Genomic DNA, 24,578 nt, shown 5'->3' on the forward strand with positions numbered 1-24,578 from the left:
TCGCCCATCTCGCGGAAGATGGCCGGGTCGGTCTTCTCGTGGCGGAAGGCCTCGGTCACGCGGGGCAGCAGCTTTTCCTGGCAGTAGGCGCGGGCGGCGTCCTGCACCTGGCGCTCGTCGTCGGTCAGCTGGGCGCTCAGGTGGAACGGGTCTTCCCAGTTGAAGGTGTTTTTGCTGGTGGCCATGGGGTGTCTCCGGGGCGGGTTGGAAGAGGGGATGGTGCGCGATTGTCGGCGGCCCATGAATAGCTGTCTAATATTGATTGCCGATTGATCAATACAAACCCTGTATTCATGGAATTCCGTCACCTGCGCTGTTTCACCGTGCTCGCCGAGGAGCTGCACTTTGGCCGCGCCGCCCAGCGGCTGGCCATGACGCAGCCGCCGCTCTCGCTCAACATCCAGCAGCTCGAAGCCTCGGTGGGCGCGCGCCTGTTTGAACGCAACAGCCGCGGCGTGGCGCTCACGGCCGCCGGGCTGACCTTTCTGCCGCGCGCGCAGGCGCTCTTGGAACAGGCGGCCACGGCCGCCCGCGAGGCGCGCGACGTGGGGCAGGGCCTGGCGGGGCAGCTGCAGATCGGCTTTGCCGGCACGGTGCTCTACCGCGGCCTGCCGCAGGTGCTGCGCGACTTCGCCGCGGCGCACCCCAAGCTGCGGCTGGCGCTGCGCGAACTCAGCAGCAGCGAACAGCTGGTGGAGCTGGTGCACGACCGGCTGGACCTGGGCTTCGTGCACACCACGCGCGTGCCAGCGGGCTTCTCTCAGATTCTCGTGTCCAGCCAGCCGTTCATGGCCTGCCTGCCTTCAAGCCATCCGCTGGCGGGCGAGGCGGTGTTGTCGCTGCAGCAGTTGAAGGGCGAGGCCTTCGCCATCGTGATGCGCGCCGTCTCGCCCGACTACCACGACCGCATCCTCGCCGCCTGTGCGGACGCGGGGTTTGAACCGGCGCTGGCGTTTGAACTGCGGCACTGGCTGAGCGTGGTCTCTGTCATCGCTCAGGGCCTGGGCGTGGGCCTGGTGCCGGCCGCGCTGCAGCAGGCGGGCCTGCCCGGCGTGGCCTTCGTGCCACTGGCCCAGCCGCTCGCGCCCTACGACACGCACTGCCTCTGGCGCACCGGGCGCGATGAAGCGGCGCTGGGGGCGTTCCTGGCGGCGGTGCGTGAGGTGGCTGCGCGCTGAGAACCCACGGCTCCGGCGCGAAAGCCCTGGCCCAGGATGCGGCGGAACCGGCTCCGCCGGGCCGCACCGCATCGCCCCCTGGAGGGGGTCGCGCACAGCGCGGCGGGGGTGCTCACTTCAAGCCGGCACAGGCTCCTGCCACCGGAAATCGGCCACGTCTTTCGACGGCGGGGCGCCGAACGAGCGCCGGTACTCTCGGCTGAACTGGGACGGGCTTTCGTAGCCCACGCGAAACGCCGCGGTGGACGCTTCCATGCCTTCGGAGAGCATGAGGCGGCGCGCTTCGGTCAGGCGCAGCTGCTTCTGGTACTGCAGCGGGCTCATGGCCGTCAAGGTCTTGAAATGGTGGTGGAAGGTCGAAAGGCTCATGCCCGATTCGCGGGCGAGCGTCTCGACCCGCAGCGGCTCGGTGAAGCGGGCGTTCAGGCTGGCGATGGCGCGCGCGACCTGGTGGCTCTGGGTGTCCACCGTGGCGATCTGGCGCAGGCGCGCGCCGGCCTCGCCCGTGAGCAGGCGGTAGTGGATCTCGCGTTTGATCAGCGGCGCCAGCGCCGGGATGTGTTCGGGCTGGTCCAGCAGGGCGAGCAGGCGGTCGAAGGCTTCGAGCAGGGGCGCGGTGAGGGCGCCGGTGGTCATGGCGCGGCTGTCGCGGGCCACGGCGCCTGCGGGCGCCGCGGGCGACTCCAGCATCAGCGAGGCGATCTCGCGCCAGTCCAGGCGCAGGGCCACCCCGAGGTACGGCCGCTCGGCGCTGGCTTCGATCACCGCCGACCTCACCGGGATGTCCATCGAGGTGATCAGGTAACGGTCTTCGCCGTAACACAGGGTCTCGTCGCCCAGCTTGAGGCGTTTGCTGCCTTGCACGATCACGGCCACGCAGGGCTCGTAGATGCTGCAGGTGTTCAGGTAGGGCTGCTCGATGCGCATCAGCATCAGCCCCGGAATCTCCGGCGTCTGCTGCGGCGGGCCGTCGATCACCCGCTCCATCAAACGCCGGATGATGGAGGCGCGCGCGGCGGTGGCGGGTGGGTGAGAGGAAGGATCGGGCATGGTGGGGTGCTGGTGTCTGGGCTGCGGGCCATGGTATCGGCCCTTGCCCGTTTGTGCAGCGCGCTCGCAGGATTGGGCAAGCATGGCGCAGGTTCAGGCTAACGCCGGGCGGGTGCCCTGGCCGACACTGGCGCCCATCCCGGGGCTCTGGCCGCGGGAACCCCCGCATTCCCGCCACCCCGTTTCCAGGAACCCCCCATGACCACCTTGCAAGTCAACGGCCGCGCACAGCAGCTGGACGTCGATCCCTCCACGCCCGTGCTCTGGGCGCTGCGCGATTCGCTGGGCCTGACCGGCACCAAGTTCGGCTGCGGCGCGGCCCTGTGCGGCGCCTGCACCGTGCACCTCGATGGCCAGGCGATCCGCTCCTGCGTCACGCCGATCTCGGCCGCCGAAGGCAAGAAGATCACGACGGTGGAAGCCATCACCGGCGGCACCGACCGCGTCGGCAAGGCGGTGCACGCGGCCTGGGTGAAGCACGACGTGGCCCAGTGCGGCTACTGCCAGAGCGGCCAGATCATGAGCGCCACCGCGTTCCTGAAATCGCTGCCGCGCGGCAAGCAACCCAGTGCCGACGACATCGACGGTGCCATGGCCGGCAACGTCTGCCGCTGTGGCACCTACGCCCGCATCCGCGCCGCCGTGGCCGACGCCGCCCGCACCCTGGCCTGAAGGAGCACACCATGTTCAACGCCTCCACACACGAACTTCCGCGCGCCCTGCAACTGATGCTGGCGCGCGACCAGGACCCGGCGCCCGTGGCCGAACTGCCGCGCCGCGCCTTCCTCAAGCTCGGCGCCGCCAGCGGCTTTGCGCTGGGCGTGTTTCCGCTGCTGTCGCAGGCGCAGGGCGCTGCCGCCGCGCCCGTCGCGCTCAAGCCCACGCAGATGCCTGGCGCCTTCGTCGCCATCGCGGCCGATGGCACCGTGACCGTGACCGTCAACCGCCTCGAATTCGGCCAGGGCGTGCAGACCGCGCTGCCCATGATCCTGGCCGAGGAGCTGGACGCCGACTGGTCCAAGGTGCGCGGCCAGCTGGGCACCAACGACATGGCTTACGCCGACCCGCTGTTCGGCATGCACATCACCGGCGGTTCCAACTCCATCAAGAACAGCTTCGCGCAGTACCGCGAGCTGGGCGCCCGCGCCCGGGCCATGCTGGTGCAGGCCGCGGCCACGCGCTGGGGGGTGGACGCCGCCGGCCTGCGCACCGAGAACGGCGTGGTCATCGGCGCCGGTGGCCGGCGCGCCACTTACGGCGAACTGGCCGAGGCCGCGATGGCCCTGCCCGTGCCCGCCAGCGTCACGCTCAAGGACCCGAAGCAGTTCCGCCTGATCGGCAAGCCCACCACGCGGCTGGACGCCGCCGCCAAGAGCAGCGGCCGGCAGGACTTTGGCATCGACGTGCGCCGCCCCGGGCAGCTCACGGCTGTCATCGCGCGGCCGCCGGTGTTCGGTGCGAAGCTGAAGTCGGTGGACGACGCCGCGGCGCGCGCCGTCAAGGGTGTGAAGGCGGTGCTGCGCGTGCCGCTGGACCGTGGCGCCGAAGGCGTGGCGGTGATCGCCGACGGCTACTGGCCCGCCAAGACCGCGCGCGACGCGCTCAAACTGGAATGGGACACCGCCGCAGCCGAGAAGGTGGACAGCGCCCGCCAGCTGCTGCAGTACCGCGAGCTGGCCGGCCAGCCCGGTGCGAAACACTTCGACGCCGACATGGCGCCGCTGGAAGATCCGCAGAAGAGGGCCCCGAAAAAGATCGAAGCCGAGTTCGTCTTCCCCTACCTGGCGCACGCGCCCATGGAGCCGCTGAACTGCACGGTGGAACTGAGCGAACAGGGCGCCACGCTGTGGGTCGGCTCGCAGATGCCCGGCCTGGACGGCATGGCCGCCGCGCGCACGCTCGGCCTCAAGCCCGAGCAGGTGAAGGTGCTGGTGCAGTCCGCCGGCGGCGGGTTTGGCCGCCGTGCCATCCCCACCAGCGACTACGTGGTGGAGGCCTGCACCATCGCCAAGGCGGCCCAGGCCGCCGGCCTGCGCGCGCCGGTGCGCACGCTGTGGAGCCGCGAGGACGACATCAAGGGCGGCTACTACCGCCCCATGCACCTGCACCGCGCGCAGGTGGGGTTTGATGCACAAGGCAAGGTGCTGGCCTGGGACCACGTGATCGTCGGCCAGTCCATCCTCGCCGGTTCACCCTTCGAACCCATGATGGTCAAGAACGGCATCGACGCCACCGCGGTGGAAGGCATGCGCACGCCGTACCCGCTGCCCATGCGGCTGACGGTGCACCACCCCAAGGTCAACGTGCCGGTGCTGTGGTGGCGCAGCGTGGGCAGCACGCACACCGCCTTCGTCATGGAAACGCTGATCGACCAGATCACCCGCGAAACCAACCAGGACCCGGTGGCCTACCGCATGAAGCTCTTTGGCGCCGAGCACCCGCGTCACCGCGCGGCCCTGCAGCTGGCAGTCGACAAGAGCGGCTACGGCAAAAAGAAGCTGCCCGCTGGCCGCGCCTGGGGCGTGGCGGTGCACGAGTCCTTCGAGTCGGTGGTGGCCTACGTGGTTGAAGCCTCCGTCAAGGACGGCCAGCCCGTGCTGCACCAGGTCACGGCCGGTGTGCACTGCAACCTGGCGGTCAACCCGCGCACGGTGGAGGCGCAGGTGCAGGGCGCCGCGCTGATGGGCCTGGGCATGTGCCTGCCGGGCGCGGCCATCACCTTCAAGGACGGCGTGGTCGAGCAGCAGAACTTTGGCGACTACACCGTGGCCCGCATGACCGACATGCCGGCCATCGGCGTGCACATCGTGCCCAGCGCCGAGCCGCCCACCGGCATGGGCGAACCCGGCCTGCCGGCGCTGGCCCCGGCGTTCGCCAACGCCATCAGCCGCCTGACGGGCAAGCCGCTGCGCGAGCTGCCGTTCAAGCTGGCCTGAGGAGCCCCGCCATGGAAGACCTGGACACCCAAGTCCTGCGCGGTGCGCAGGCCTGGCACGCGGCGGGCCTGTCGGTGCTGCTGGTGACGGTGATGCGCACCTGGGGCTCGTCGCCGCGGCCGCCGGGCTCGCTCATGGCCATCAACGGCCGGGGCGAGACGGTGGGCTCGGTCTCGGGCGGTTGCATCGAGGACGACCTCATCCGCCGCGTGCGCGACGAAGGCCTGGACACGGTCTGCGCCCAGGGCCGGCCCGCCACGCTGCGCTACGGCATCTCGGCCGACCAGGCGCACCGCTTCGGCCTGCCCTGCGGCGGCACGGTGGAGCTGGTGCTGGAGCCGGTGGCCGACCACACGCGCCTGCCCGAACTGCTGCAGGCCAACCTGGAACGCCGCAGCACACAGCGCCGGCTGGACCTGCGCAGCGGCGCGGTGGAGCTGCAGCCGGGCCGGCGCGACGGCGTGCCGGAGCTGAGCGATGACGCGCTGGTGACCCACTTCGGGCCGCGCCACCGGCTGATCCTCATCGGCGCGGGCGACCTTTCGCGCTTCCTGAGCCAGATGGCGCTGAGCCTGAACTTCGAGGTCTTCGTCTGCGATCCGCGCGAAGAGCAGCGCGCCAGCTGGTCGCTGGACGGCGTGACCCTCAGCCACGAGATGCCGGACGACCTGGTGCTGCGCCTGCGGCCCGACGCGCGCACGGCGGTGGTGGCGCTCACGCACGACCCCAAGCTCGACGACCTGGCGCTGATCGACGCGCTGCAGTCCGAGGCCTTCTATGTCGGCGCCATCGGCTCGCGCCGCCACACCGCGCTGCGGCGCGACCGCCTGCGCGAACACTTCGGCCTGGGCGAGGCCGCGCTGGACGCACTGCACGGGCCGGCCGGCCTGTACATCGGCAGCAAGACGCCGGCCGAGATCGCGCTGTCCATCATGGCCGAGGTGGTGGCGGCGAAGAACGGCCTTCAGCGGGCCGCGCTGGTGCCGGTGGCGGAGGGCAAGGCGGCGCAGCCGGGCGGCGGCGCATCGCCGGTGGAGCTGCCCGCGAGTTGCGCGGTGTGAAGCAGGTGTGAGGGGGCGGGCGGCGGGTCGCGCCGCCGAAACCGACCCCGCCCGGCGTGGGTGCTTGCCATGGCCTGCATACTGCGGGCCAAGGAGTCCACCATGAACCCATCAACCATCGTGCTCGGGGGCGGCTGCTTCTGGTGCACCGAGAGCGTGTACAAGGAAGTGCGCGGCGTGACGGACGTCGAGTCCGGCTACAGCAACGGCCAGGCGCCCCAGCCCAGCTACGAAGACGTGTGCACCGGCGAGACCGGCTGCAACGAGGTGGTGAAGCTGACCTACGACCCGGCGGTCATCAGCACCCGCGAGATCCTCGAAATCTTCTTCGTGGTCCACGACCCGACCACGCTGAACCGGCAGGGCAACGACAGCGGCACCCAGTACCGCAGCGGCATCTACGTCACCAACGAAGAACAGCAGCAGACCGCGCAGGCGCTGATTCACGAGTTGACGGCCGAGAACGCGTTCGGCCGGCCCATCGTGACCGAGCTGCTGCCGCTGGCGAACTACTGGCCCGCCGAGGACTACCACCAGGACTTCTTCGAGCGCAACCCGCACCAGGGCTACTGCATGGCCGTGGCCGCACCCAAGGTGGCGAAGTTCAGGAAGACGTTCGCGCGCCTGGCGAAGTAGGGCCCCCACGCTCCGCCGCTGCGCGGGTCGCTGCCCCCCAAGGGGGCTGATCCGCCTTGGGGCGGCCCGGCGGCGGATCGTGTGGGTGCTCAGGTGCTCAGGCGGGCTCGCAACCTCGGCCAGAGGACGATCACGGCCAGGCCACCGAGCACCAGCGCCGCCGCGCCCAGCTTCCAGCCCGGCAGGCTTTCGCCCAGCGACAGCGCCGACGCCCCCATGCCGAAGACCGGCACCAGCAGCGCCAGCGGTGCCACGGTGGCGGCCGGGTGGCGGGCGAGCAGCCAGTTCCACACGCCGTAGCCAAAGAGGGTGTTGCCCAGCGCCTGCCAGAGCACGCTGGCCCAGACCAGCGGCGTGGCATGGACGACCGCGCTCTGCATCAGCGCAGGGCCCTCGACCAGCCATGAAATCGCCAGCAGCGGCGGCACCGCGAACACGCTGCTCCAGACCATGAAGTGCAGCATGTTCACCGGCCCGAGCGACTTCACCACCAGGTTGGCGCCGGCCCAGAAGAAGGCGGCCGACATCACCAGGCCCAGCCCCAGCCAGGTGACCACGGCGGCATCGAGGTGCAAGGCGATCACGCCCAGTCCGGCCAGGGCCAGCACCAGACCCACCACCTGAAAGCCGCGCACGCGCTCGCCCATGAGCGCGAGCGACAGGCCGATGGTGAAAAACACCTGGATCTGCACCACCAGCGACGCCAGCCCGGGCGAGATGTGGCCCTGCATGGCCAGGAACAGCAGGCCGAACTGGCCCACCCCCAGCAGCACCCCGAACGCGGCCATCTTGCGCCACGGCGCGGTGGGCCGCGGCACGAACAGCAGCCAGGGCAGGGCGGACAACGCGAACCGCAGCGTGGCAAAGAGAAAGGGCGGCAGGCCGTCCAGGCCCCAGCGGATGACCACGAAGTTGGTGCCCCAGACAAACACCACCGCGAGGGCGAGAAACAGGTGGGTGATCGGCAATCGGGGCTCCGGTGGGACAGGGCGTTCAGTGTACCGAGCGGCTGCCGATGGACCCGTGTCACCCGTTTCGGGCGGGTGTCCCGCATGCCCGGTCAGTCAAGAGGTTTCATCCGGCGGCGGCAAGTTGTAACCAAAGCATTCACTCTTGTTTTTATTGGGTTTTTTCCCCTCGCAATCGTTCAAGACGGGGCGTGATCTGCCGAAGTGAGGTGTGTACCGGGGCTTTATCCAACGATCTGCAATGAGCAGTGTCGGGCACCGGCGCAGAGGACCTGGGCATGAACAAGACTCACCGATCGATCTGGAACGCCAGCCTGGGTTGTTATGTGGCGGCGCCCGAATGCGCCTCGTCCCACCGCTCAGGCACGTCGTCCACGCGCGTGGCCCGTTGCCGTGAACCGCTGCGTTCGGGCATCCCGATGGTGCTCGAATCGCGCGTGCTGTTTGACGGTGCCATGGTGACCACCGCGATCGAACAGGACAGCGCCAGCGACGCGCCGGTGGTTGACGAGGCCGAGCCGGCAGCGGCCACAGAAGCCGCTGCCGAAGCGCCCGCCGCCACCGAACCGGCCGAGGTGCCGGAAGAGGCCGCGGCGAGCGAGGGCGAAGCCGAAGCGCCTGTGCCGCCGGCCACCGCCGGAGACGACGAGCCCGCCGCGGACACCGCCACCGAAGACACCGCGGCCGCAGACGCGGTGGCCGACGGCACCACCGCCGAAGAACCCGACACCCTTGCCAATCCTGAACCCGCCGAGGCACCCAGCGTGGAGGTGGTGTTTGTCGACGCGCGCGTGCCCGATGTGGCCTCCTTCGAAGCCCCCGGCCGCGAAGTGATCGTGCTGTCGATGGACCAGGACGGCATCGCCCAGATCGCCACCGCGCTCAACGGCCGCACCGGCATTGACGCCATCCACATCGTCAGCCACGGTGGCGACGGCTACCTGTCGCTGGGCAGCAGCCAGGTCACAGCCGACTCCATCCAGACCACGCAGTTGCAGTATTTGCAGGCCATCGGCCAATCGCTCAGCGCCGACGGCGACCTCCTGATCTACGCCTGCGACTACGCCTCGGGCGCGTCGGGCCTGGAGGCCATGAACCTGCTGGCCGACATCACCGGCGCCGATGTGGCGGCCTCTGTCGATGCCACGGGCGATGCCTCCTTGGGTGCCGACTGGTCGCTGGAGAGCACCGTGGGCACGGTAGAGGCGGCCGCACTGGCCCCCACTGGCTGGGTCCATGCGCTGGACTTCGCCTTCACGCCCGTGGGGTCCACCGGCGCCATCGGCCTGGCCGAAACCATCATGGGCGCGGGCATCACCGTGACCTCGGCCACCTACCAGGGCGGCTCCAACCAGTCGGGCACCTTCACGGCTGGTTCTGGCGTGACCTTCGGCAGCAACGTGCTGGGTTTCAGCTCGGGCGCCTTGTTGTCCACCTCCGAGAACGCCGTGGGCGTGGCCGGTCCGAACACCATCACGGGGTTTGGCGAAGATGCCGCTTCCGGGGTGGATGGCAACGCCGATCTGAATGCCATGTCCGGTGGTTTCAACACCTTTGATGCCGCGATCCTGGACATCACCTTCGTGCCAGACGTTCCGCCCGGTGCCCAGGTGGGTGACGTGGTGCGCATGACGATCGAGGTGGTGTTCGGCTCCGAGGAGTACCTGGAGTATGTGAACGGTGGCTTCAACGACGTGATGGCCATCATGGTCAACGGCGTCAACCAGTCGCTGGTGCCCAACGCCTCGGGCGGCGAGTCGGCCATCAGCATCGACAGCGTCAACAACCTGCAGAACCAGTCGCTGTTCGTGGACAACACGGGTGTCGAGGACTTGAACACAGGGACGACCACTGGCGCCCCCTACAACACCCAGATGGATGGCTTCACCATCACCATCCCGCTGGTGTTCGACGTGATCATCGGTCAGCAGAACACGCTGCGTCTGGCGATTGCCGACACCGGCGACGCCACCTACGACTCCTGGCTCTTCGTGCGTGCCGACTCCGCCCAGACCGCGATCGTGGCGGAAAACGACACCATCACCACCGCCACCAACCTGCCCGCCACGGTGGACCTGACGGCCAACGACTACAACCTGGCGGCAGCGCCCATCACGCTGACCCACATTCAGGGTCAGGCCGTGACCCAGGGGCAGGTCATCACCCTGGATTCGGGCGTTCAACTCACGGTTGGTGCGGGTGGCGAAGTCACCGTCACGGGCGATGGCAGCAGCGCCGTTCACGACACCTTCACCTACCAGATCTCCAACGGGCTGGGCGGTGTGGCGTCGGCCACGGTGGACGTGGACATCTTGGCACCCAACCTCAATCCGCCGGTGGCCCAGAACGACAGCGAGGCGGTGTCGGCCAACGGCACGCTGAGCGACAACGTGCTGCTCAACAACGGCAACGGCGCCGACAGCGACCCCAATGGCAACCCCATGACGGTGACGCAGGTCAACCTGACCTCGTTCGAACCGGGTGTGCCCGTGGCATTGTCTTCTGGCGCCCTGCTGACCATGAACAGCGACGGCAGTTATGTCTACAACCCCAACGGGCAATTTCAGTTCCTTGCCGCCGGGGACACCGCGGTCGATACCTTCAGCTACACCGTCAGCGACGGGCAGGGCGGCAACGACACCGCCACCGTCTCGGTGACCGTCACCGGCGTCAACGACGCGCCTGTTGGCGTGGACGACCACTACGAGACCTCGGAGGACACGGCCATCTTTCTGGGCCTGGTGACCCAGAATGACTGGGACATCGACGGCGAGGTCACGGGCTACGACTACTACCGCGGTGGCGCACTGGATCCCGCCGACTTCCCCATCCTGTCTTCCGGTCAGGTGCTGGCCAACTGGTCGTCCAATTCAGGTGACGGCGCCCCAGGCGGCACGGAGGCCCGCCAAGTCGACAGTGGGGTGGTGCAGGGTGTGTCGTCTCTCACCGCAGGCAGCGGCCTCACGATCACGGGCAACACCCTTCGCCAGGCGGTCGATGTGTCGGGCCTGACCTCCGCATCACTTTCCGAGGCCCGAAACAACAACGACTACATCGACGTGTCGTTCACAACCCTCAATTCGGTCATCGATATCTCCAGCATGGCTTTCGGGGTGCTCGACTCGAACGGTCTGGGCGGTGGCTACACCGTGACGATCGAGCTGCTGCCCGAAGGCGATTCCGCCCAGGCACTGACGCTGACGGCCAGCCACACATTGCCCGGCAGCCCCGCCCCCGGCGGCTACATCTGGGACCAGTTTGAAGCGGACAGCCACCTTCTGAGCCCCCAGACCAGCTACACGGTGCGCATCTACATCTATGGCAACCCCTCGGATGCCACCGCCGAGTTCAACGACCTTCACTTTTTCTACAACGATCGTGGCGAACAAGACGTGAACGATCTGGGGGCGGGCGACCAGGGCGGGTTCTTCGGTTTCGACGACTCGGGCGGCTTGATCTTCAACCCCAACGGTGATTTCGATGATCTCTCTGCGGGCGAGAGCCGCGACACCCGCTTCACCTACACGCTCAATGACTCGCAAGGCGCGAGTTCCACCGCCACCGTGACGGTGACGGTCAACGGCGCCAACGACAACCCGGTGGCCGTGGGCGACAGCTTCGTGGGCGACGAAGACAGTGTCATGTCCCTGGGCAACCTGCTGGGCAACGACAGCGATGTCGACAGCGATGGCCTCTACCTGGACATGAACAGCAGCGCCGGCAGCAACGGCGGCCTGTTCAGCCTGGACGACGGTGGCTCGGTGGTCTTCAACCCCAACGGCGATTTCAACGATCTGGCCGTGGGCGAGAGCCGCGACACCAGCTTCAACTACACGGTCCACGACGACCAGGGCGGCAGCGCCTCGACCACCGTCACGGTGACCGTCCATGGTCTCAACGACAACCCGACCGGCGTGAACGACCACTTCTTCGCCAGCGAAGACGGGCTCACGACCCTGGGCGGCTTGCTGGACAACGACAGCGACCTGGAGGGCGACGGCATCCTCCTGAACCTCGACAGCACGCCCGGCGGCAACGGCGGCCTGTTCAGCGTGGACGACGGTGGCGCGGTGGTCTTCAACCCCAACGGCGATTTCAACGATCTGGCCGTGGGCGAGAGCCGCGACACCAGCTTCAACTACACGGTGTATGACGAACACGGCGCGCAATCGTCCGCGACCGTGACGGTCACCGTCTTCGGCGCCAACGACAACCCGCTGGGTGTCGATGACGAGGCCCATGTGCTTGAGGACGGTGCCTCGCCACTGGGCAGCCTGCTGGGCAACGACAGCGACGCGGAAGGCGATGAGCTGTTCGTGGAGCTGCAAGACCCGCAGGGCAACAACGGCGGCGCGCTCAGCACGGGCGATGCCGGCGAGCTGAGCTTCAACCCCGGCAGCGACTTTGACGATCTGGCCGCCGGCGAGAGCCGCACCACCACCTTCACCTACGCCGTGCACGACAGCGAGGGCAGCAGTGCCGTGGCCACGGTGACCGTGACCGTGCACGGCGTCAACGACGCCCCATTGGCTGGCGACGATGCCTTCACCGTGCAGGCGGACACCGGCACCTTGCTCGGCAGCCTGCTGAACAACGACAGCGACGTGGAAAACGACGCCCTCCAGGTCGAGACCATCGACGGCGAGGCGGGCAGCAACGGCGGCATCTTCACCCTGAACGCGCTGGGGGAGTTGCACTTCAATCCCAACGGCGAGTTCGACGACCTGATCGTGGGCCAGAGCCGCGACACCACCATCACCTACACCCTGCTCGACGCGCTCGGTGGCAGCACCACGGGCACCGTGACGGTGACGGTCGAGGGGGTGAACCCGGAGCCGGTGGTTCCGGGCGACACCGGTTCCGGTGAAACCCCGGTGGACCGCAGCCACGAGATCGTGTTCGTGGACCCGCGGGTGTCCGATCCCGACGCCTTCCAGGCCGGCGGCCGCGAGGTGATCATGCTAACGCTGGACGACGACGGTCTGGCGCAGATCGCCGCGGCGCTGTACGGCCGCACGGACATCGAAGCCATCCACGTCATCAGCCACGGCGCCGAGGGAACCCTCATCCTGGGCAACGGCGTGGTCGACGCGGCGTCGATGCAGGGCGGGCAACTGCAGTCGCTGCAGGCCATCGGTCAATCGCTGACGCTCAACGGCGACATCCTGATCTATGCCTGCGACTTCGCCGCCGGCGAGATGGGGCTGGACACCATGCGCCTGCTGGCCGACATCACCGTGGCCGATGTGGCCGCGTCGCTGTACACGACCGGGCACGAAACCCTGGGGGCCGACTGGTCGCTGGAGGCCCAGGTCGGCACGGTGGAAGCCGACGAGGTGGTGCCCAACAACTGGGTGTACGCCCTGAACCAGGGCTCGCTGGAGAGCGACCCTGTGAACAGCCCGGTGGCCGACACCAGCGCCTCCGACGCGCCGGTGAATGCGGTGGTGGTGGCCCCGGAGGCGATGACCCCGGTGCTTGCGCCAGTGTCGCCGGTGGTGGTGAGCCACGCGACCGCCGCGGGCGGCGGCGCTGTGGCGCTCACCGGGACCCCGGCCCGTGGGGCCACCGCGACCGTGCAACTCGGCGAGCCGGTCGCCGACACGGTGGCGGTCGGCGTCGGGCCCGAGGGCCAGCCGCCGCTCCAGGGCGTCAGGATGTTCGATCTGGAGGCCGCCTTCCGGCTGTCGCTGACCAGCGCGACCCTGGCGGCGCCGGTGCCTGCCGATGCGCTGATCACCGCGGGTGTCGAAACGACCACCGACTGGACCCAGGACCACGTGGGCGGCGAAACGTCAGGTGCGCAGGCCGCGCACTGGAGCACCCCCATGGCGTCGACCGACGTGTTCGACCTGCTGTCCCTGGAGGCAGAGACACCGGACGAGGGCGACGACGAGGGTGACGACGAGGGCAGCGAGGTGGCCGTCCTGCCCCACGCCGCCATGGGCTTCAAGGCCCAGCTGGCCAAGTGGGCCCAGTGGCCCGCACAGCGGCCGATCACGCGGGCCGCGGCGCGCGGCTGACGGTGGGCCGCTCACCGGCGGAGGCTGAGACCGCTGCCGGACAGCGCCCTGTGGGCTCAGAGCCCCCGGACGGCCTGGGTGAGCGCGGTGGTGTTGAACCGCATCATGGCCAGGTAGCTGGGGGCCGGGCCTTTGGCGTCCGACAGGGCGTCTGAAAACAGCTCGCCCGCCGGTCGCACCCCCGTCTCACGGCCGATCTGCGCGATCAAGCGCGGGTCTGAAATGCTCTCCACAAACAGCGCCTTGATTTGTTCTTTCCTGATCTGGCGCACCAGTTGCGCCACGCCCTTGGCCGAGGCTTCGCTCTCGGTGCTCACGCCCTGCGGCGCGAGGAACGTCACCCCATAGGCCTTGGCGTAGTAGCCGAACGCGTCGTGCGAGGTGATGACCTTGCGTTGCGCCGCCGGGATGGCGGCCCACTGCGCGCGGATGTCGGCGTCCAGCGCCCTGAGCTCGGCGCTGAAGGTGGCGGCGTTGCGCTGGTAGGTGTCGCAGCCGGCCGCATCGGTCTCGCACAGCCCCCTGGCGATGTTGCCCACGTAGACCATCACGTTGGACACGCTCTGCCAGGCGTGCGGGTCGGCCGCTTCGTGGTGGTGTCCGCCCTTGGCCTGGTGGTCGTGCCCGCCTTCGGCGTGCAGGGGCTGGATGCCGCGGCTGGCGACCACATGGCGCCCCTTGTGGCCGGCGGTGCCCAGCAGGCGGCCCATCCAGCCCTCGAAGCCCAGGCCGTTGGAGAACACGATCTGCGCCTGGCCGACCCGTCTGGCCTGCGATGGCGTGGGCTGGAACACGTGGGCGTCGCTGCCGGGGCCCACCAGCACATCGACCGCGACGCGGTCCCCGCCGACCTGCTTCACCAGGTCGCCGAGGATGCTGAAGCTGGCCACGGCCTGGACGGGGGCCGTGGTCTGGGCCCGCAGCGCGGGGCTGAGGGCCAGGGTGGCCAGGCCGATGGCGGTGGCCAGGAAGTGGTGGCGCAATGAGGGGTTCATGAAAGCTCCTTGAGGTTCAGGCGTTGAGATGGGAAGCGGCGGGACGCTGGTGCCGCAGCGCGCCGTGCGGCGCGAGCCACATCGACAGCAGGTAGGCCGCGCCCAGGCCGAGCACGATCACCGGGCTGGTGGGCAGGTCGGCGTGGTACGAGAGCAGCAGGCCGCCGACGCTGGCGGCCAGGGCCAGCGCGGTGGCGAGCAGCAGCAGGGGGCCGAGGCGGCGCACCCAGAGGCGCGCGGTGGCGGCGGGCAGCACCATGATGCCCACGGCCATGAGCGTGCCCAGCGCGTGAAAGCCGGCCACGAGGTTGATGACCAGCAGGCCCAGAAACCCGTGGTGCGCGACCGGGCTCCAGCGGCTGACCTGGCGCAGGAAGCCCGGGTCCAGGCACTCGAGCACCAGCGGGCGGTGGAGCAGGGCGAGCGTGGCCAGCGTGACCGCGCTGATGCCGCCCAGCAGCCCCAGCGCCGCGTCGTCCAGCGCGAGCACGGTGCCGAACAGCACGTGCAGCAGGTCCACGCTGTTGCCGCGCACCGAGACGATGAGCACGCCCAGCGCCAGCGAGAGCAGGTAGAAGGCGGCGAGGCTGGTGTCTTCGCGCAGCACGGTGTTGCGCGTCACCAGCCCGGAGCCCACGGCCACCGCCAGACCGGCCACGATGCCGCCGATGGTCATGGCGGTGAGCGAGAGCCCGGCCACCAGGTAGCCGATGGCCGCGCCGGGCAGGATGGCGTGGGCCATGGCGTCGCCGGTCAGGCTCATGCGCCGCAGCATCAGGAACACGCCCACGGGCGCGGCGCTCAGCGAGAGCGCCACGGCGCCGAGCAGCGCGTGGCGCATGAAGCCGAACTCGACCAGGGGGCCGAGCAGCGGGTTGGCCAGCAGCCAGGCGGTGAGGGGGGCCGCGGCGATGTCGCTCACGCGAGCGCCTCCGCGACGGCGGTGGGGGCGTGCGGGTCCGGCGGGGCCGTGCACCGCGGCGCGTGCTCGTCAAACGGCTCCCGCATGCGCTGCGCGCGCGCCCAGTGGGCGTCGGTGAGCGCCTCGGCGGTGGGGCCGAACGCCACCAGCTCGCGTGCCAGCAGCAGGGTGAGCGGGAAGTGCGCGCGCACCTGCGCCAGGTCGTGCAGCACCACGATCACCGTCTTGCCCTGGTGCTGCCAGCGCTGCAGCAGGGCCAGCAGGTCGGTGCTGGTGCGGTGGTCCACGGCGGCAAAAGGCTCGTCGAGCAGCATCACCGGCGCGTCCTGCAGGATCAGCCGGGCAAACAGGGCGCGCTGCAGCTGGCCGCCCGAGAGCGTGTCCAGCCCGCGTGCTTCGAAGCCGGTGAGGCCGACCGTGGCCAGTGCGGCGTCGCAGCGGTGGCGGTGCTCGGCGGTGAACCAGCCGAGCGCGCCGACGCGGTGCCACAGGCCCATGGACACCATGCCGCGCACGTCGATGGGGAAGCTTGTGTCCAGCCCGCTGTGCTGCGGCAGCCAGGCGATGCGCTGCCCGGCCAGACCGCTCACCGCGCCGCTGAGGGGGCGCAGCGCGCCCGCCAGCGCCTGGATGAGCGTGGACTTGCCCGCGCCATTGGGGCCGACCAGCGCCACCAGCGACCCCGGCGGAATGCGCAGGCTCAGGTGGTGCACGGCGGGGTGGCGGTCGTGGCCGAGGGTGAGGTCGTGCAGCTCGATGCCCGGGGTTGTGGGGGTTGATTGGGATGGGGGCATGTCGATGGGCCGTTTACACTGTTGCAACTGAATTGCATTAGCTTGCAAGGATGGCGATGTTAACGCAACTTTGTTGCAATAATGGAGGCGCGCCCATGTCCACCCGTCCCACCAAAGAACCCATTGCCGTGCCGCCGGAGATCCAGACCCGTCTGGAAGCCGCGGGCCTGCGCCGCACCCTGGCGACGCGCGCGGTGCTCGGCCTGTTCCTCGCGAACCCGCAGGGCACGCTGAGCCACGCGCAGGCGCTGGTCTCCCTCACCGCGCGGGGGCTGGACATCAACCGCGTCACGCTCTACCGCCTGCTCGACCGCCTGGCCGCCTGCGGCGTGTTGCAGCGCCACGCCGACGACGGCGCGCGCACCTGGCGCTATGGCCTGGCCGACGCCAGCGAGGGGACGGTGCCGCGGTTCGAATGCGACGCCTGCCACCGCCAGTTCCGCCTCACCGAGGCCAGCGCGCCGACCCAGGCCGCGACGAACGACCTGTTCCGCACGCTGGCCGGGCTGGGCCACCAGGGCCTGCGCGTCGATGTGTCGATCCACGGCACCTGTGCCAGCTGCGTGCCGTCCGCAGAGACCGGCGGGAAGCCGTTGCCTTGATCGAGACGCGGGGTTTGGGCCACGCCTACCCGGGTGGTCCGTCGCTGCCGTTTGGCGATGTGGTGGTGCCGCAGGGTGGCACGTTGCTGCTGCGCGGCCCCTCGGGCAGTGGCAAGTCCACCTGGCTGGCACTGGCCGCCGGCCTGCTCACGCCACAGGCGGGCGAGATGCTCGTGGCGGGGCAGTCGGTGGCGGCGCTCAGGGCGGGCGAGCGCGACCGCTGGCGAGCTCGCTGCATCGGCTTCCTGCCGCAGAAGCTGTTCCTGAGCGAGGCGCTCAGCGTGGCCGAGAACCTCGCACTGGTGCACTTCGCCAGCGGCCTGCCCGCGGACCGTGCAGCGATTGCCCATGCCCTGGAGGCGCTGAACGTGGGCGCGCTCGCCGCGCGAAAGCCTTCACAACTGTCGGGCGGTCAGGCGCAGCGCGTGGCCCTGGCGCGGGCCTTGTTGCTGCGCCCACCGGTGCTGCTGGTGGACGAGCCCACGGCCAGCCTCGACGACGCGTCCTGCGCCGACGCGCTGGCCCTGTTGCGGCAGGGGGCGGCCCAGACCGGCGCCACGCTGGTGATCGCCACCCACGACGCGCGGGTGCTTCAGGCATTGCCGGAGACCCAGATGCTGGCCTTCCGGGCAAGCACGGCGGAGGCCACCGCATGAACGTGCTCGGCCTGTCCTGGCGCTACCTCTGGTCGCGGCCGCTGGCCACGGCGCTCAACCTGCTGCTGCTCACGCTGGGACTGGCCTCGATGGCCTTTGTGCTGATCGCCCGGGACCAGATCGACCGTGCTTTCGAGCGCGACCTGCAGGGCATCGACGCGGTGGTGGGCGCCAAGGGCAGCCCCATGCAGTTGATCCTCTCGGGCGTGTTCCACCTGGACGTGCCGCCGGGCAACATCGCGCTGGACGATCTGACGCAGCTGCGGTCGCACCCGCAGGTGGCGCAGGTGATTCCGCTCAGCCTGGGCGACAACCTGCAGGGCTTTCGCATCGTCGGCACCACCCACGATTACCCCGCTCACTATGGCGCTGCGCTGGCGCAGGGCGCGCTCTGGACCCAGCCGATGGAGGCGGTGCTGGGCGCTCAGGTCGCCCGCGCCACGGGGCTGGTTGTCGGACAGGATTTCGCGGGGGCCCACGGCCTGGGCCAAGGCGGCGCCGAGCACGGCGAGGCGCGCTACCGGGTGACCGGCGTGCTCGCACCCTGCGGCTGTGTGCTCGACCGGCTGGTGCTGACCGCGACCGAGTCGGTCTGGAAGCTGCACGACGACATGCACGCCACCGACGACATGGACGAAGAAGACCGCGCCGCCATCGCGGCCGACCGCGAGGTCACGATGGCGCTGATCCGCTACAACAGCCCGCTCGCGGCCATGGCTTTTCCGCGCTTCATCAACGACAACACCCCCATGCAGGCCGCGTCGCCCGCGCTCGAAATCACGCGCCTCTTGAGCATGGTCGGGGTGGGCACGCGCGTGCTGCAGGGGCTGGGCGCGGTGTTGCTCGGCGTGGCCGGCCTGTCGGTCTTCATCGCGCTGTGGGGCGCGGTGCGCGAGCGCCGCGCCGACCTCGCGATGCTGCGCATGCTGGGCGCGCCGCCGCTGAAGGTGGGGGCGCTGCTGCTGTGCGAGTCGCTCTGGCTGGCCGCGCTGGCCTGTGCACTGGGCCTGCTGGCCGCACACGGGCTCACGGCCCTGATGGGCTCGATGTTGGTGGCCGAGCAGTCGCTCGCCATCTCGGGCTGGCAATGGGTGTCCGCCGAAGGGTGGGTGCCGGTGCTGGCCTTTGTCGTGGCGGTGGTGGCGGCGCTGGTGCCCGCCGTCAGCGCCTACCGGGTCGATGTGACCCAGCTGTTGAACACGAGGTGATGCATGAAGAAAAGGTTTGTTTTGTTGGCGATGACCGCCGTCCTGGCCACGACCGCCATGGCCCAGCACTCCGGCCAGGAGATCAAGGAAGACGTCGCGCGCCACCGCGCCATGGCCGCCGCACACGAAGCCGCCGCCAAATGCATGGAGTCGGGCAAAGGTGAAAAGCTGTGTCTGGCGGAACTCCAGACCGCCTGCAAGGGTCTGGCGATCGGGAAATACTGCGGGATGAAACACGGGCATTGAGGGCCCCCCCGCGCCGCCTTCGGCGTCACCCCCTCAAGGGGGCAACGCGATGCGGCCCGGCAAAGCCGGTTCCGCCGCGTTTTGGCAGTGAACTTCCTCTCTTCTGATATGAATCATTTCTTTCGTGGCGCCTTGTTGCTGTTGGCTTGTTCTTCCGGGCTGGCTGGCGCTCAGCTGTCTTCGCCGCTGGGTACCGCTCCGGCCAGCAAGCCGTCATCGGAGTCGGGTTCGGGCGCAACGCCTCCTGTGCCGCATGTGGCGGGGCAGGGGCCGGGGGTGCACAGCCCGCTGTCGCCGTTTGCGCCGCTCGCCGCCCGTGCCGATGTGGTGGCCTGGTCGGTGCTGACCGACATCAAGACCCAGATCCAGAACCGGCGCATCGTGCCGGTGTACACGCCGGCCGTGGCGGCACTGAACCAGAAGACGCAGCGCCTTCAGGGCTTCATGGTGCCGCTCGGCCCGGGCGAGCAGCAGCGCCATTTCCTGCTGGCCTCGGTGCCGCCGACCTGCGCGTTCTGCACGCCCGGGGGGCCTGAAAGCATGGTCGAGGTGCGCACGCGCGAGCCGGTGAAATACAGCCTCAATGCGGTCGTGGTCGAGGGCAAGTTCCATGTGCTGCAAAACGATCCTTACGGTCTGTACTACCGGATCACCGAAGCTGTTGGCGTGAAGTGAGGCGCCACCGCTGCCGCGCGCAGGGTGGTGCCGGTCCGTCCTCCACAGAGGTCAAAGCGTCAGGCCCTCAAGGTACGATCCCAGGGTGAACTTCAGCACCCACCCCGTCGTCGTCTCCCTCACCCCGGTGTTCCTGCTCATCGCGCTCGGCTACCTGGCCGGGCGGCTGAACTGGATCCGCGATGTCGCCGTCAAGGACCTGTCCAACCTGGTCTTCCTGCTGCTGATCCCGGCGCTGCTGTTCCGCACCATGAGCGCGGTGCATGTGGAGACGCTGGACCTGCGCCCGCTGCTGGCGTATTTCCCGGCGGCCTTGCTGCTGTTGTTCGCCTCGATTGTCTGGCGCGGCTTCAACCGCAGCAGCGTGGTGATGGCTCTCGGTGGCGTGTTCTCCAACATGGTGATGATCGGCATCACGCTGGTGGAACTGGCCTATGGCAAGGACGCGCTGGTCACGCTGCTCACGCTCGTGTCCGTGCACGCGCTGATCCTGCTGACCGTGGGCTCGGTGGTGCTGGAACTGGTGGTGGCGCGCGAGGCGCGGGAGGGCGGTGAGCGCGCCCCGCACGTGCTGGACACCGCGTGGTCCGCGTTCAAGGGCGCGCTGATCCACCCCATTCCCCTGCCCATCATCAGTGGCCTGCTGTTCGCCCAGACCGGGCTGGCGCTGCCCACTGTGGTGGACAAGCCGCTGCAGCTGCTCGGCAGCGCCTTCGGACCGATCGCGCTGGTGCTGGTGGGCGTCACGCTGGCGCGCACGCCGCTGGGCGGGCACCTCAAGCCTGCCTTGTTGATCACCGTATCGAAGAACCTGGTGCTGCCCTTGCTGGTGGGTGCCTCGGCCTGGGCCTGGGGCATCACCGGCCTGCCGTTGACCGTGATGGTCGTGGCCGCCGCGTTGCCGATGGGCGCCAACGTGTTCCTGTTCGCGCAGCGCTACGAGGTGGACCAGGGGCTGACGACGGCCGCCATGGGGCTGTCCACGGCGCTGGCGCTGTTCACACTGACCCTCGTGATGCTGGTCATGAACCACTTGGGCTGACCGTCAGAGCGAGGTGCACCCAGCCCAGAACGCGGCGGAACCGGCTTTGCCGGGCCGCATCGCGTTGCCCCCTTGAGGGGGTGACGCACCGCAGGTGCGGCGCGGGGGTGGACCTCTACTGGCTGATCTTCTTGGCTTCTTCGATCTGGTATTCGAAGTAATGCTGGATGCCAAAGGCCAGGCTGCCCATGAAGGCGGTGGTGCCGACGAGCAGCGCCAGCACCAGGGCGCCGATGGTGAGCCAGTTCGTGCCGCCCGCGGCCGCTTCGCTGTCCAGGCCGGGATTGAACCAGCCATTCCACTTCGCACGGTCGCTCAGGGCGTAGACGATGGCCGCCAGGCAAGCCACAGCGATGCTCGCACCGAGGAACGGGATCAGCACCCAGGACAGCTGGTCGTCCTGTCCGTAGGTCTGCACCCGCTCCACACCCCACCATCCCAGCGCTGCCGCGATCGGGTGCAGCCAGCCGAGCCAGTCGCCCAGCCCGCGCAGGTAAAAACGGTGCAGGCCCATGCTGCCGCCCAGCAACGCAAGCCAGACGGTCAGGGTCTTGTTCCTGGGGCGGCTCATAAGAAAACCTCCGCTCTTCGAGCTGCGGTGCGAGCTTGCTTGGGGCGGCCCGGCGCTGCGCTCATGCGACGCGCCCGCTGTCTTCAGGCGGGGTGCTGTCGCCAGCCCCCAGGCTGCGTTGCATGAGCACAATGTCCAGCCAGCGGCCAAACTTCCAGCCGCAGGAGGGCACCACACCCACCTGTTCAAAGCCCAGCGCGCGGTGCACACCGATCGAGCCGGCGTTGGCGGAGTCGCCAATCACCGCCATCACCTTGCGCACACCGCTGCGCTCCAGTTGGGCCATCAGCTCCGCGAGCAGTGCCCTGCCCAAGCCTTTGCCGGCGGTCTCCGGCGCCAGGTAGATCGAATCCTCCACCGAAAAACGGTACGCCGGGCGCGGCTTGAACCAGTTGCCATAGGCAAAGCCCAGCACCTGCCCGCCTTCTTCGATCACCAGCCAGGGCAGGCCTTTGCCCAGCACGTCGCCGCGCCGCGCCGCCATGTCGGCCACGCTGGGCGGGGTGGTTTCGAAGGTGCCGGTGCCGTGCAGCACGTGGTGGCCGTAAATGTGGGTGATGGCGTCGAGGTCGTCTTCGCGGCTGGGGCGGATCAGGGGCATGTGAGGCAAGGGGATGAATTGAAAAGGTGGCGCTGCGGGGTGTGCCACACGGGCTATAATCGCGGGTTTTGTGGCGTTTCGCTGGCCGGGTGGTCAGTCGTGTGTCTCAGGCGCCGCAATGAATCGGGTTTATTCAGCCAAAAAAACCCACTGAAGCTCCGATCTTGGGGCTTCTCCACCCGAAGGATAAATCATGGTCGTCATTCGACTCTCCCGCGGCGGCTCCAAGTCGCGCCCGTTCTACAACATCGTGGTCGCTGACAAGCGCAACCGTCGCGATGGCCGTTTCATCGAACGCATCGGCTTCTACAACCCGCTGGCCCGCGGTGGTGAAGAGCCCCTGCGCATCGCCCAGGACCGCCTGACCTACTGGACCGGCGTGGGCGCCGAGCCGTCGGACACCGTGGTCCGCCTGGTCAAGCAAAACGCCGCCAAGGCCGTCGCCGCCTGATCGGCCTGGCCGGCCCCACAGGGCCGGCCGGTTTGTCCTCTTTCTGCATGTCCAACAGCCCATTTGCCGCCGCGTCCTTGCCGGACGATGCCATCGAACTGGGCCGGATTCAGGAGGCCTGGGGCATCAAAGGCTGGGTTCGCGTCCTGCCGCACAGCGCCGACACCTCGGCGCTGTTTGAAACTTCCGAATGGTTTCTCCAGCCGCCCGAAGCCCGCTTCGCTCGCGGCTTTTCGGCGTTTTCGGGTGTCGTTCGCATCGGTGTGGCCGAGATCAAGGCCCATTCCGATGGCATCGTGGCCCGCCTCGAAGGCCTGGACGACCGCACCGGCGCTGAAGCCCTGAAGGGGGTGCGCATCAACGTCCCGCGCAGCGCCTTCCCCGCCACCCCCGACGGTGAGTACTACTGGGTCGATCTGATCGGTCTGGACGTGGTCAACCGCGAGGGCCTGCACATGGGCGTCGTGCGCGACCTCATGCCCACCGGGCCGAACTCGGTGCTGGTGATGGAATACACCGACACCGTCGACGGTCAGGAGCAGACCGTCGAACGCATGATTCCTTTTGTCGGCGCCTACGTGGACGACGTGGACCTCAAGGCCCGCCGCATCACGGTCGACTGGCAGCCAGACTACTGACGGAGCGCGTCTTGCGCTTTGACGTCATCACGCTGTTTCCGGAGTTGTTCGAGCCGTTTTTCAAGAGCGGCATCACCCGGAGAGCTTTCGAATCCAGACAGGTGGACGTGCGGCTGTGGACCCCGCGCGATTTCGCCGAAGGCCACTACCGCCGGGTGGACGACCGGCCGTTTGGTGGTGGTCCTGGCATGGTGATGATGGCCGAGCCGATGTGGCAGTGCCTCCAGGCCATCCGCGCCGACCGAGAAGAGCCCGAAGACGCCCAAGCTCCGGTGGTGCTCTTTTCGCCCATCGGTCAGCGACTGGACCATGCCAGTGCCACACAGTGGTCCGCCAGCACTGGCGCGGTGTTGGTGTGTGGCCGCTACGAGGGCATCGACCAGCGCTTCATCGACACCTGTGTGGACCGGCAGATCAGCCTGGGTGATTTTGTGCTGTCGGGCGGCGAGATCGCTGCGCTGGCCTTGCTGGATTCGGTGGCCCGCCTGATGCCCGGTGTGCTCAGCGACGAGGGCAGCCATCAGCAGGACAGCTTCAACCCGGCGCTCGATGGCCTGCTCGACAGCCCGCACCACACCCGCCCCGAGGTCTGGCAGGGCCCACAGGGGCCGATGGCCGTGCCGGAGGTGCTGCTGGGCGGGCACCACGAACGCATCGCGCGCTACCGCCGCGAGCAGAGCCTGGCGCTGACCGAGCGCCAGCGTCCGGACCTGCTGGCACAGGCCCGGGAGGCTGGCAGGCTCACCAAAGCCGACGAGGCTTTTCTGCGCCAGTCAAAAAAGCTATAATCCAAGGCTTTTCGATCCTCTGACCGGCCGCCGTGACCGGGCCAGCCCGCAGCAAGCGCCGATCCGTCGGCCTCCGCTGGACAGGGCCCCTGCCGGATTCGTGGCCTTTAGTGCAGCGCGGGCATGATCGTGAAATCAGGAAACCATGAACCTCATCCAGACCCTTGAGCAAGAAGAAATTGCTCGCTTGAACAAAACCATCCCGGCGTTTGCCCCTGGCGACACCGTGATCGTCAGCGTGAACGTGATCGAAGGCACCCGCAAGCGCGTGCAGGCCTACGAAGGTGTGGTGGTGGCCCGCCGCAACCGTGGCCTGAACTCCAGCTTCATCGTGCGCAAGATCTCCAACGGCGAAGGTGTGGAGCGCACGTTCCCGCTGTACAGCCCGCTGATCTCCGCCATTGAAGTCAAGCGCCGTGGTGCCGTGCGCCGCGCCAAGCTGTACTACCTGCGCGAGCGCAGCGGCAAGTCGGCCCGCATCAAGGAAAAGCTGGGCGCGTAAGCGAACGGCCAACAGTGGGGCGCCTGATCGCTCCC

At 68.9% G+C, this 24,578-nt stretch carries 24 protein-coding genes; 16 read left to right on the forward strand and 8 right to left on the reverse strand.

Going from position 1 to position 24,578, the window contains the following annotated elements:
- Positions 1-185 (reverse strand): acyl-CoA dehydrogenase family protein (locus IV088_RS10075; protein WP_367171579.1); only part of this gene is annotated, 185 nt, incomplete at its 3' end.
- A gap of 108 nt (positions 186-293) precedes the next feature.
- On the opposite strand from IV088_RS10075, the gene IV088_RS10080 reads away from it, so the two are divergent.
- Positions 294-1,178 carry a LysR family transcriptional regulator gene (locus IV088_RS10080; protein WP_291101357.1) on the forward strand — a complete coding sequence of 295 codons (885 nt, stop codon included), beginning with the start codon at positions 294-296 and terminating at the stop codon, positions 1,176-1,178.
- A gap of 117 nt (positions 1,179-1,295) precedes the next feature.
- Here IV088_RS10080 and IV088_RS10085 read toward each other — a convergent pair whose 3' ends face one another.
- Positions 1,296-2,228, reverse strand: coding sequence for an AraC family transcriptional regulator (locus tag IV088_RS10085; RefSeq protein ID WP_291101360.1), 933 nt, complete (start codon positions 2,226-2,228; stop codon positions 1,296-1,298).
- Positions 2,229-2,426: 198 nt separating this feature from the next.
- On the opposite strand from IV088_RS10085, the gene IV088_RS10090 reads away from it, so the two are divergent.
- The 4 genes from IV088_RS10090 to msrA all read left to right on the forward strand — a co-directional run bounded on the left by IV088_RS10090 (position 2,427) and on the right by msrA (position 6,861).
- Positions 2,427-2,900 carry a (2Fe-2S)-binding protein gene (locus IV088_RS10090; protein WP_291101363.1) on the forward strand — a complete coding sequence of 158 codons (474 nt, stop codon included), beginning with the start codon at positions 2,427-2,429 and terminating at the stop codon, positions 2,898-2,900.
- Positions 2,901-2,956: 56 nt separating this feature from the next.
- Complete coding sequence (locus IV088_RS10095; protein WP_291101525.1) at positions 2,957-5,164, forward strand: xanthine dehydrogenase family protein molybdopterin-binding subunit; 2,208 nt, start codon at positions 2,957-2,959, stop codon at positions 5,162-5,164.
- 11 nt (positions 5,165-5,175) lie between these two features.
- A complete protein-coding gene (locus IV088_RS10100) occupies positions 5,176-6,225 on the forward strand; it encodes an XdhC family protein (protein WP_291101367.1) in 1,050 nt (349 codons plus the stop codon).
- Positions 6,226-6,327: 102 nt separating this feature from the next.
- Positions 6,328-6,861 (forward strand): peptide-methionine (S)-S-oxide reductase MsrA, encoded by a 534-nt coding sequence (msrA, locus tag IV088_RS10105; protein ID WP_291101369.1) that lies wholly within the window; start codon positions 6,328-6,330, stop codon positions 6,859-6,861.
- A gap of 89 nt (positions 6,862-6,950) precedes the next feature.
- Here the strand turns inward: msrA and IV088_RS10110 are convergent, their stop codons facing one another.
- Positions 6,951-7,829, reverse strand: a complete 879-nt coding sequence (locus tag IV088_RS10110; RefSeq protein WP_291101372.1) for an EamA family transporter — start codon at positions 7,827-7,829, stop codon at positions 6,951-6,953.
- Between the two features lie 278 nt (positions 7,830-8,107).
- Between IV088_RS10110 and IV088_RS10115 the strand changes: the two genes are divergently transcribed.
- Positions 8,108-13,852, forward strand: a complete 5,745-nt coding sequence (locus IV088_RS10115; protein WP_291101375.1) for a DUF4347 domain-containing protein — start codon at positions 8,108-8,110, stop codon at positions 13,850-13,852.
- Positions 13,853-13,908: 56 nt separating this feature from the next.
- Here the strand turns inward: IV088_RS10115 and IV088_RS10120 are convergent, their stop codons facing one another.
- From IV088_RS10120 to aztA, 3 genes are all read right to left on the reverse strand, one after another.
- Complete coding sequence (locus IV088_RS10120) at positions 13,909-14,847, reverse strand: metal ABC transporter substrate-binding protein (RefSeq protein WP_291101378.1); 939 nt, start codon at positions 14,845-14,847, stop codon at positions 13,909-13,911.
- Between the two features lie 16 nt (positions 14,848-14,863).
- Complete coding sequence (locus tag IV088_RS10125; protein ID WP_291101527.1) at positions 14,864-15,688, reverse strand: metal ABC transporter permease; 825 nt, start codon at positions 15,686-15,688, stop codon at positions 14,864-14,866.
- Positions 15,689-15,765: 77 nt separating this feature from the next.
- Positions 15,766-16,563, reverse strand: a complete 798-nt coding sequence (gene aztA / locus IV088_RS10130) for a zinc ABC transporter ATP-binding protein AztA (protein ID WP_291101381.1) — start codon at positions 16,561-16,563, stop codon at positions 15,766-15,768.
- Positions 16,564-16,658: 95 nt separating this feature from the next.
- Here aztA and IV088_RS10135 point away from each other — a divergent pair, with 95 nt between their 5' ends.
- From IV088_RS10135 to IV088_RS10160, 6 genes are all read left to right on the forward strand, one after another.
- On the forward strand, positions 16,659-17,165 hold the full coding sequence (locus IV088_RS10135) for a Fur family transcriptional regulator (protein ID WP_291101384.1): 507 nt from the start codon (positions 16,659-16,661) through the stop codon (positions 17,163-17,165).
- Entirely contained in the window at positions 17,162-17,821 is a 660-nt protein-coding gene (locus tag IV088_RS10140) for an ABC transporter ATP-binding protein (protein WP_291101387.1), read from the forward strand. The genes IV088_RS10135 and IV088_RS10140 overlap by 4 nt, the downstream gene beginning before the upstream one ends.
- Positions 17,818-19,029: an FtsX-like permease family protein gene (locus IV088_RS10145; protein ID WP_291101389.1), complete on the forward strand. Its 1,212-nt coding sequence runs from the start codon at positions 17,818-17,820 to the stop codon at positions 19,027-19,029. The genes IV088_RS10140 and IV088_RS10145 overlap by 4 nt, the downstream gene beginning before the upstream one ends.
- Before the next feature lie 30 nt (positions 19,030-19,059).
- Complete coding sequence (locus IV088_RS10150) at positions 19,060-19,275, forward strand: hypothetical protein (RefSeq protein ID WP_367171580.1); 216 nt, start codon at positions 19,060-19,062, stop codon at positions 19,273-19,275.
- A 108-nt stretch (positions 19,276-19,383) separates the two neighbouring features.
- Positions 19,384-19,950, forward strand: coding sequence for a DUF3299 domain-containing protein (locus IV088_RS10155; RefSeq protein ID WP_291101395.1), 567 nt, complete (start codon positions 19,384-19,386; stop codon positions 19,948-19,950).
- A gap of 85 nt (positions 19,951-20,035) precedes the next feature.
- A complete protein-coding gene (locus IV088_RS10160) occupies positions 20,036-20,992 on the forward strand; it encodes an AEC family transporter (protein ID WP_291101398.1) in 957 nt (318 codons plus the stop codon).
- 115 nt (positions 20,993-21,107) lie between these two features.
- Here the strand turns inward: IV088_RS10160 and IV088_RS10165 are convergent, their stop codons facing one another.
- On the reverse strand, positions 21,108-21,563 hold the full coding sequence (locus IV088_RS10165; protein ID WP_291101401.1) for a hypothetical protein: 456 nt from the start codon (positions 21,561-21,563) through the stop codon (positions 21,108-21,110).
- A gap of 61 nt (positions 21,564-21,624) precedes the next feature.
- Positions 21,625-22,164 (reverse strand): GNAT family N-acetyltransferase, encoded by a 540-nt coding sequence (locus IV088_RS10170; protein WP_291101404.1) that lies wholly within the window; start codon positions 22,162-22,164, stop codon positions 21,625-21,627.
- Between the two features lie 193 nt (positions 22,165-22,357).
- Here IV088_RS10170 and rpsP point away from each other — a divergent pair, with 193 nt between their 5' ends.
- The 4 genes from rpsP to rplS all read left to right on the forward strand — a co-directional run bounded on the left by rpsP (position 22,358) and on the right by rplS (position 24,543).
- Positions 22,358-22,615, forward strand: coding sequence for a 30S ribosomal protein S16 (gene rpsP / locus IV088_RS10175; protein WP_291101407.1), 258 nt, complete (start codon positions 22,358-22,360; stop codon positions 22,613-22,615).
- A gap of 47 nt (positions 22,616-22,662) precedes the next feature.
- Positions 22,663-23,253 carry a ribosome maturation factor RimM gene (gene rimM, locus IV088_RS10180; RefSeq protein WP_291101410.1) on the forward strand — a complete coding sequence of 197 codons (591 nt, stop codon included), beginning with the start codon at positions 22,663-22,665 and terminating at the stop codon, positions 23,251-23,253.
- Between the two features lie 11 nt (positions 23,254-23,264).
- Entirely contained in the window at positions 23,265-24,041 is a 777-nt protein-coding gene (trmD, locus tag IV088_RS10185; protein WP_291101413.1) for a tRNA (guanosine(37)-N1)-methyltransferase TrmD, read from the forward strand.
- Positions 24,042-24,186: 145 nt separating this feature from the next.
- Positions 24,187-24,543 carry a 50S ribosomal protein L19 gene (gene rplS, locus IV088_RS10190; protein ID WP_077334306.1) on the forward strand — a complete coding sequence of 119 codons (357 nt, stop codon included), beginning with the start codon at positions 24,187-24,189 and terminating at the stop codon, positions 24,541-24,543.
- The last annotated feature ends 35 nt before the right edge of the window (positions 24,544-24,578 follow it).

This window comes from Hydrogenophaga sp. (assembly GCF_018780075.1).
GTDB lineage: Bacteria > Pseudomonadota > Gammaproteobacteria > Burkholderiales > Burkholderiaceae_C > Hydrogenophaga.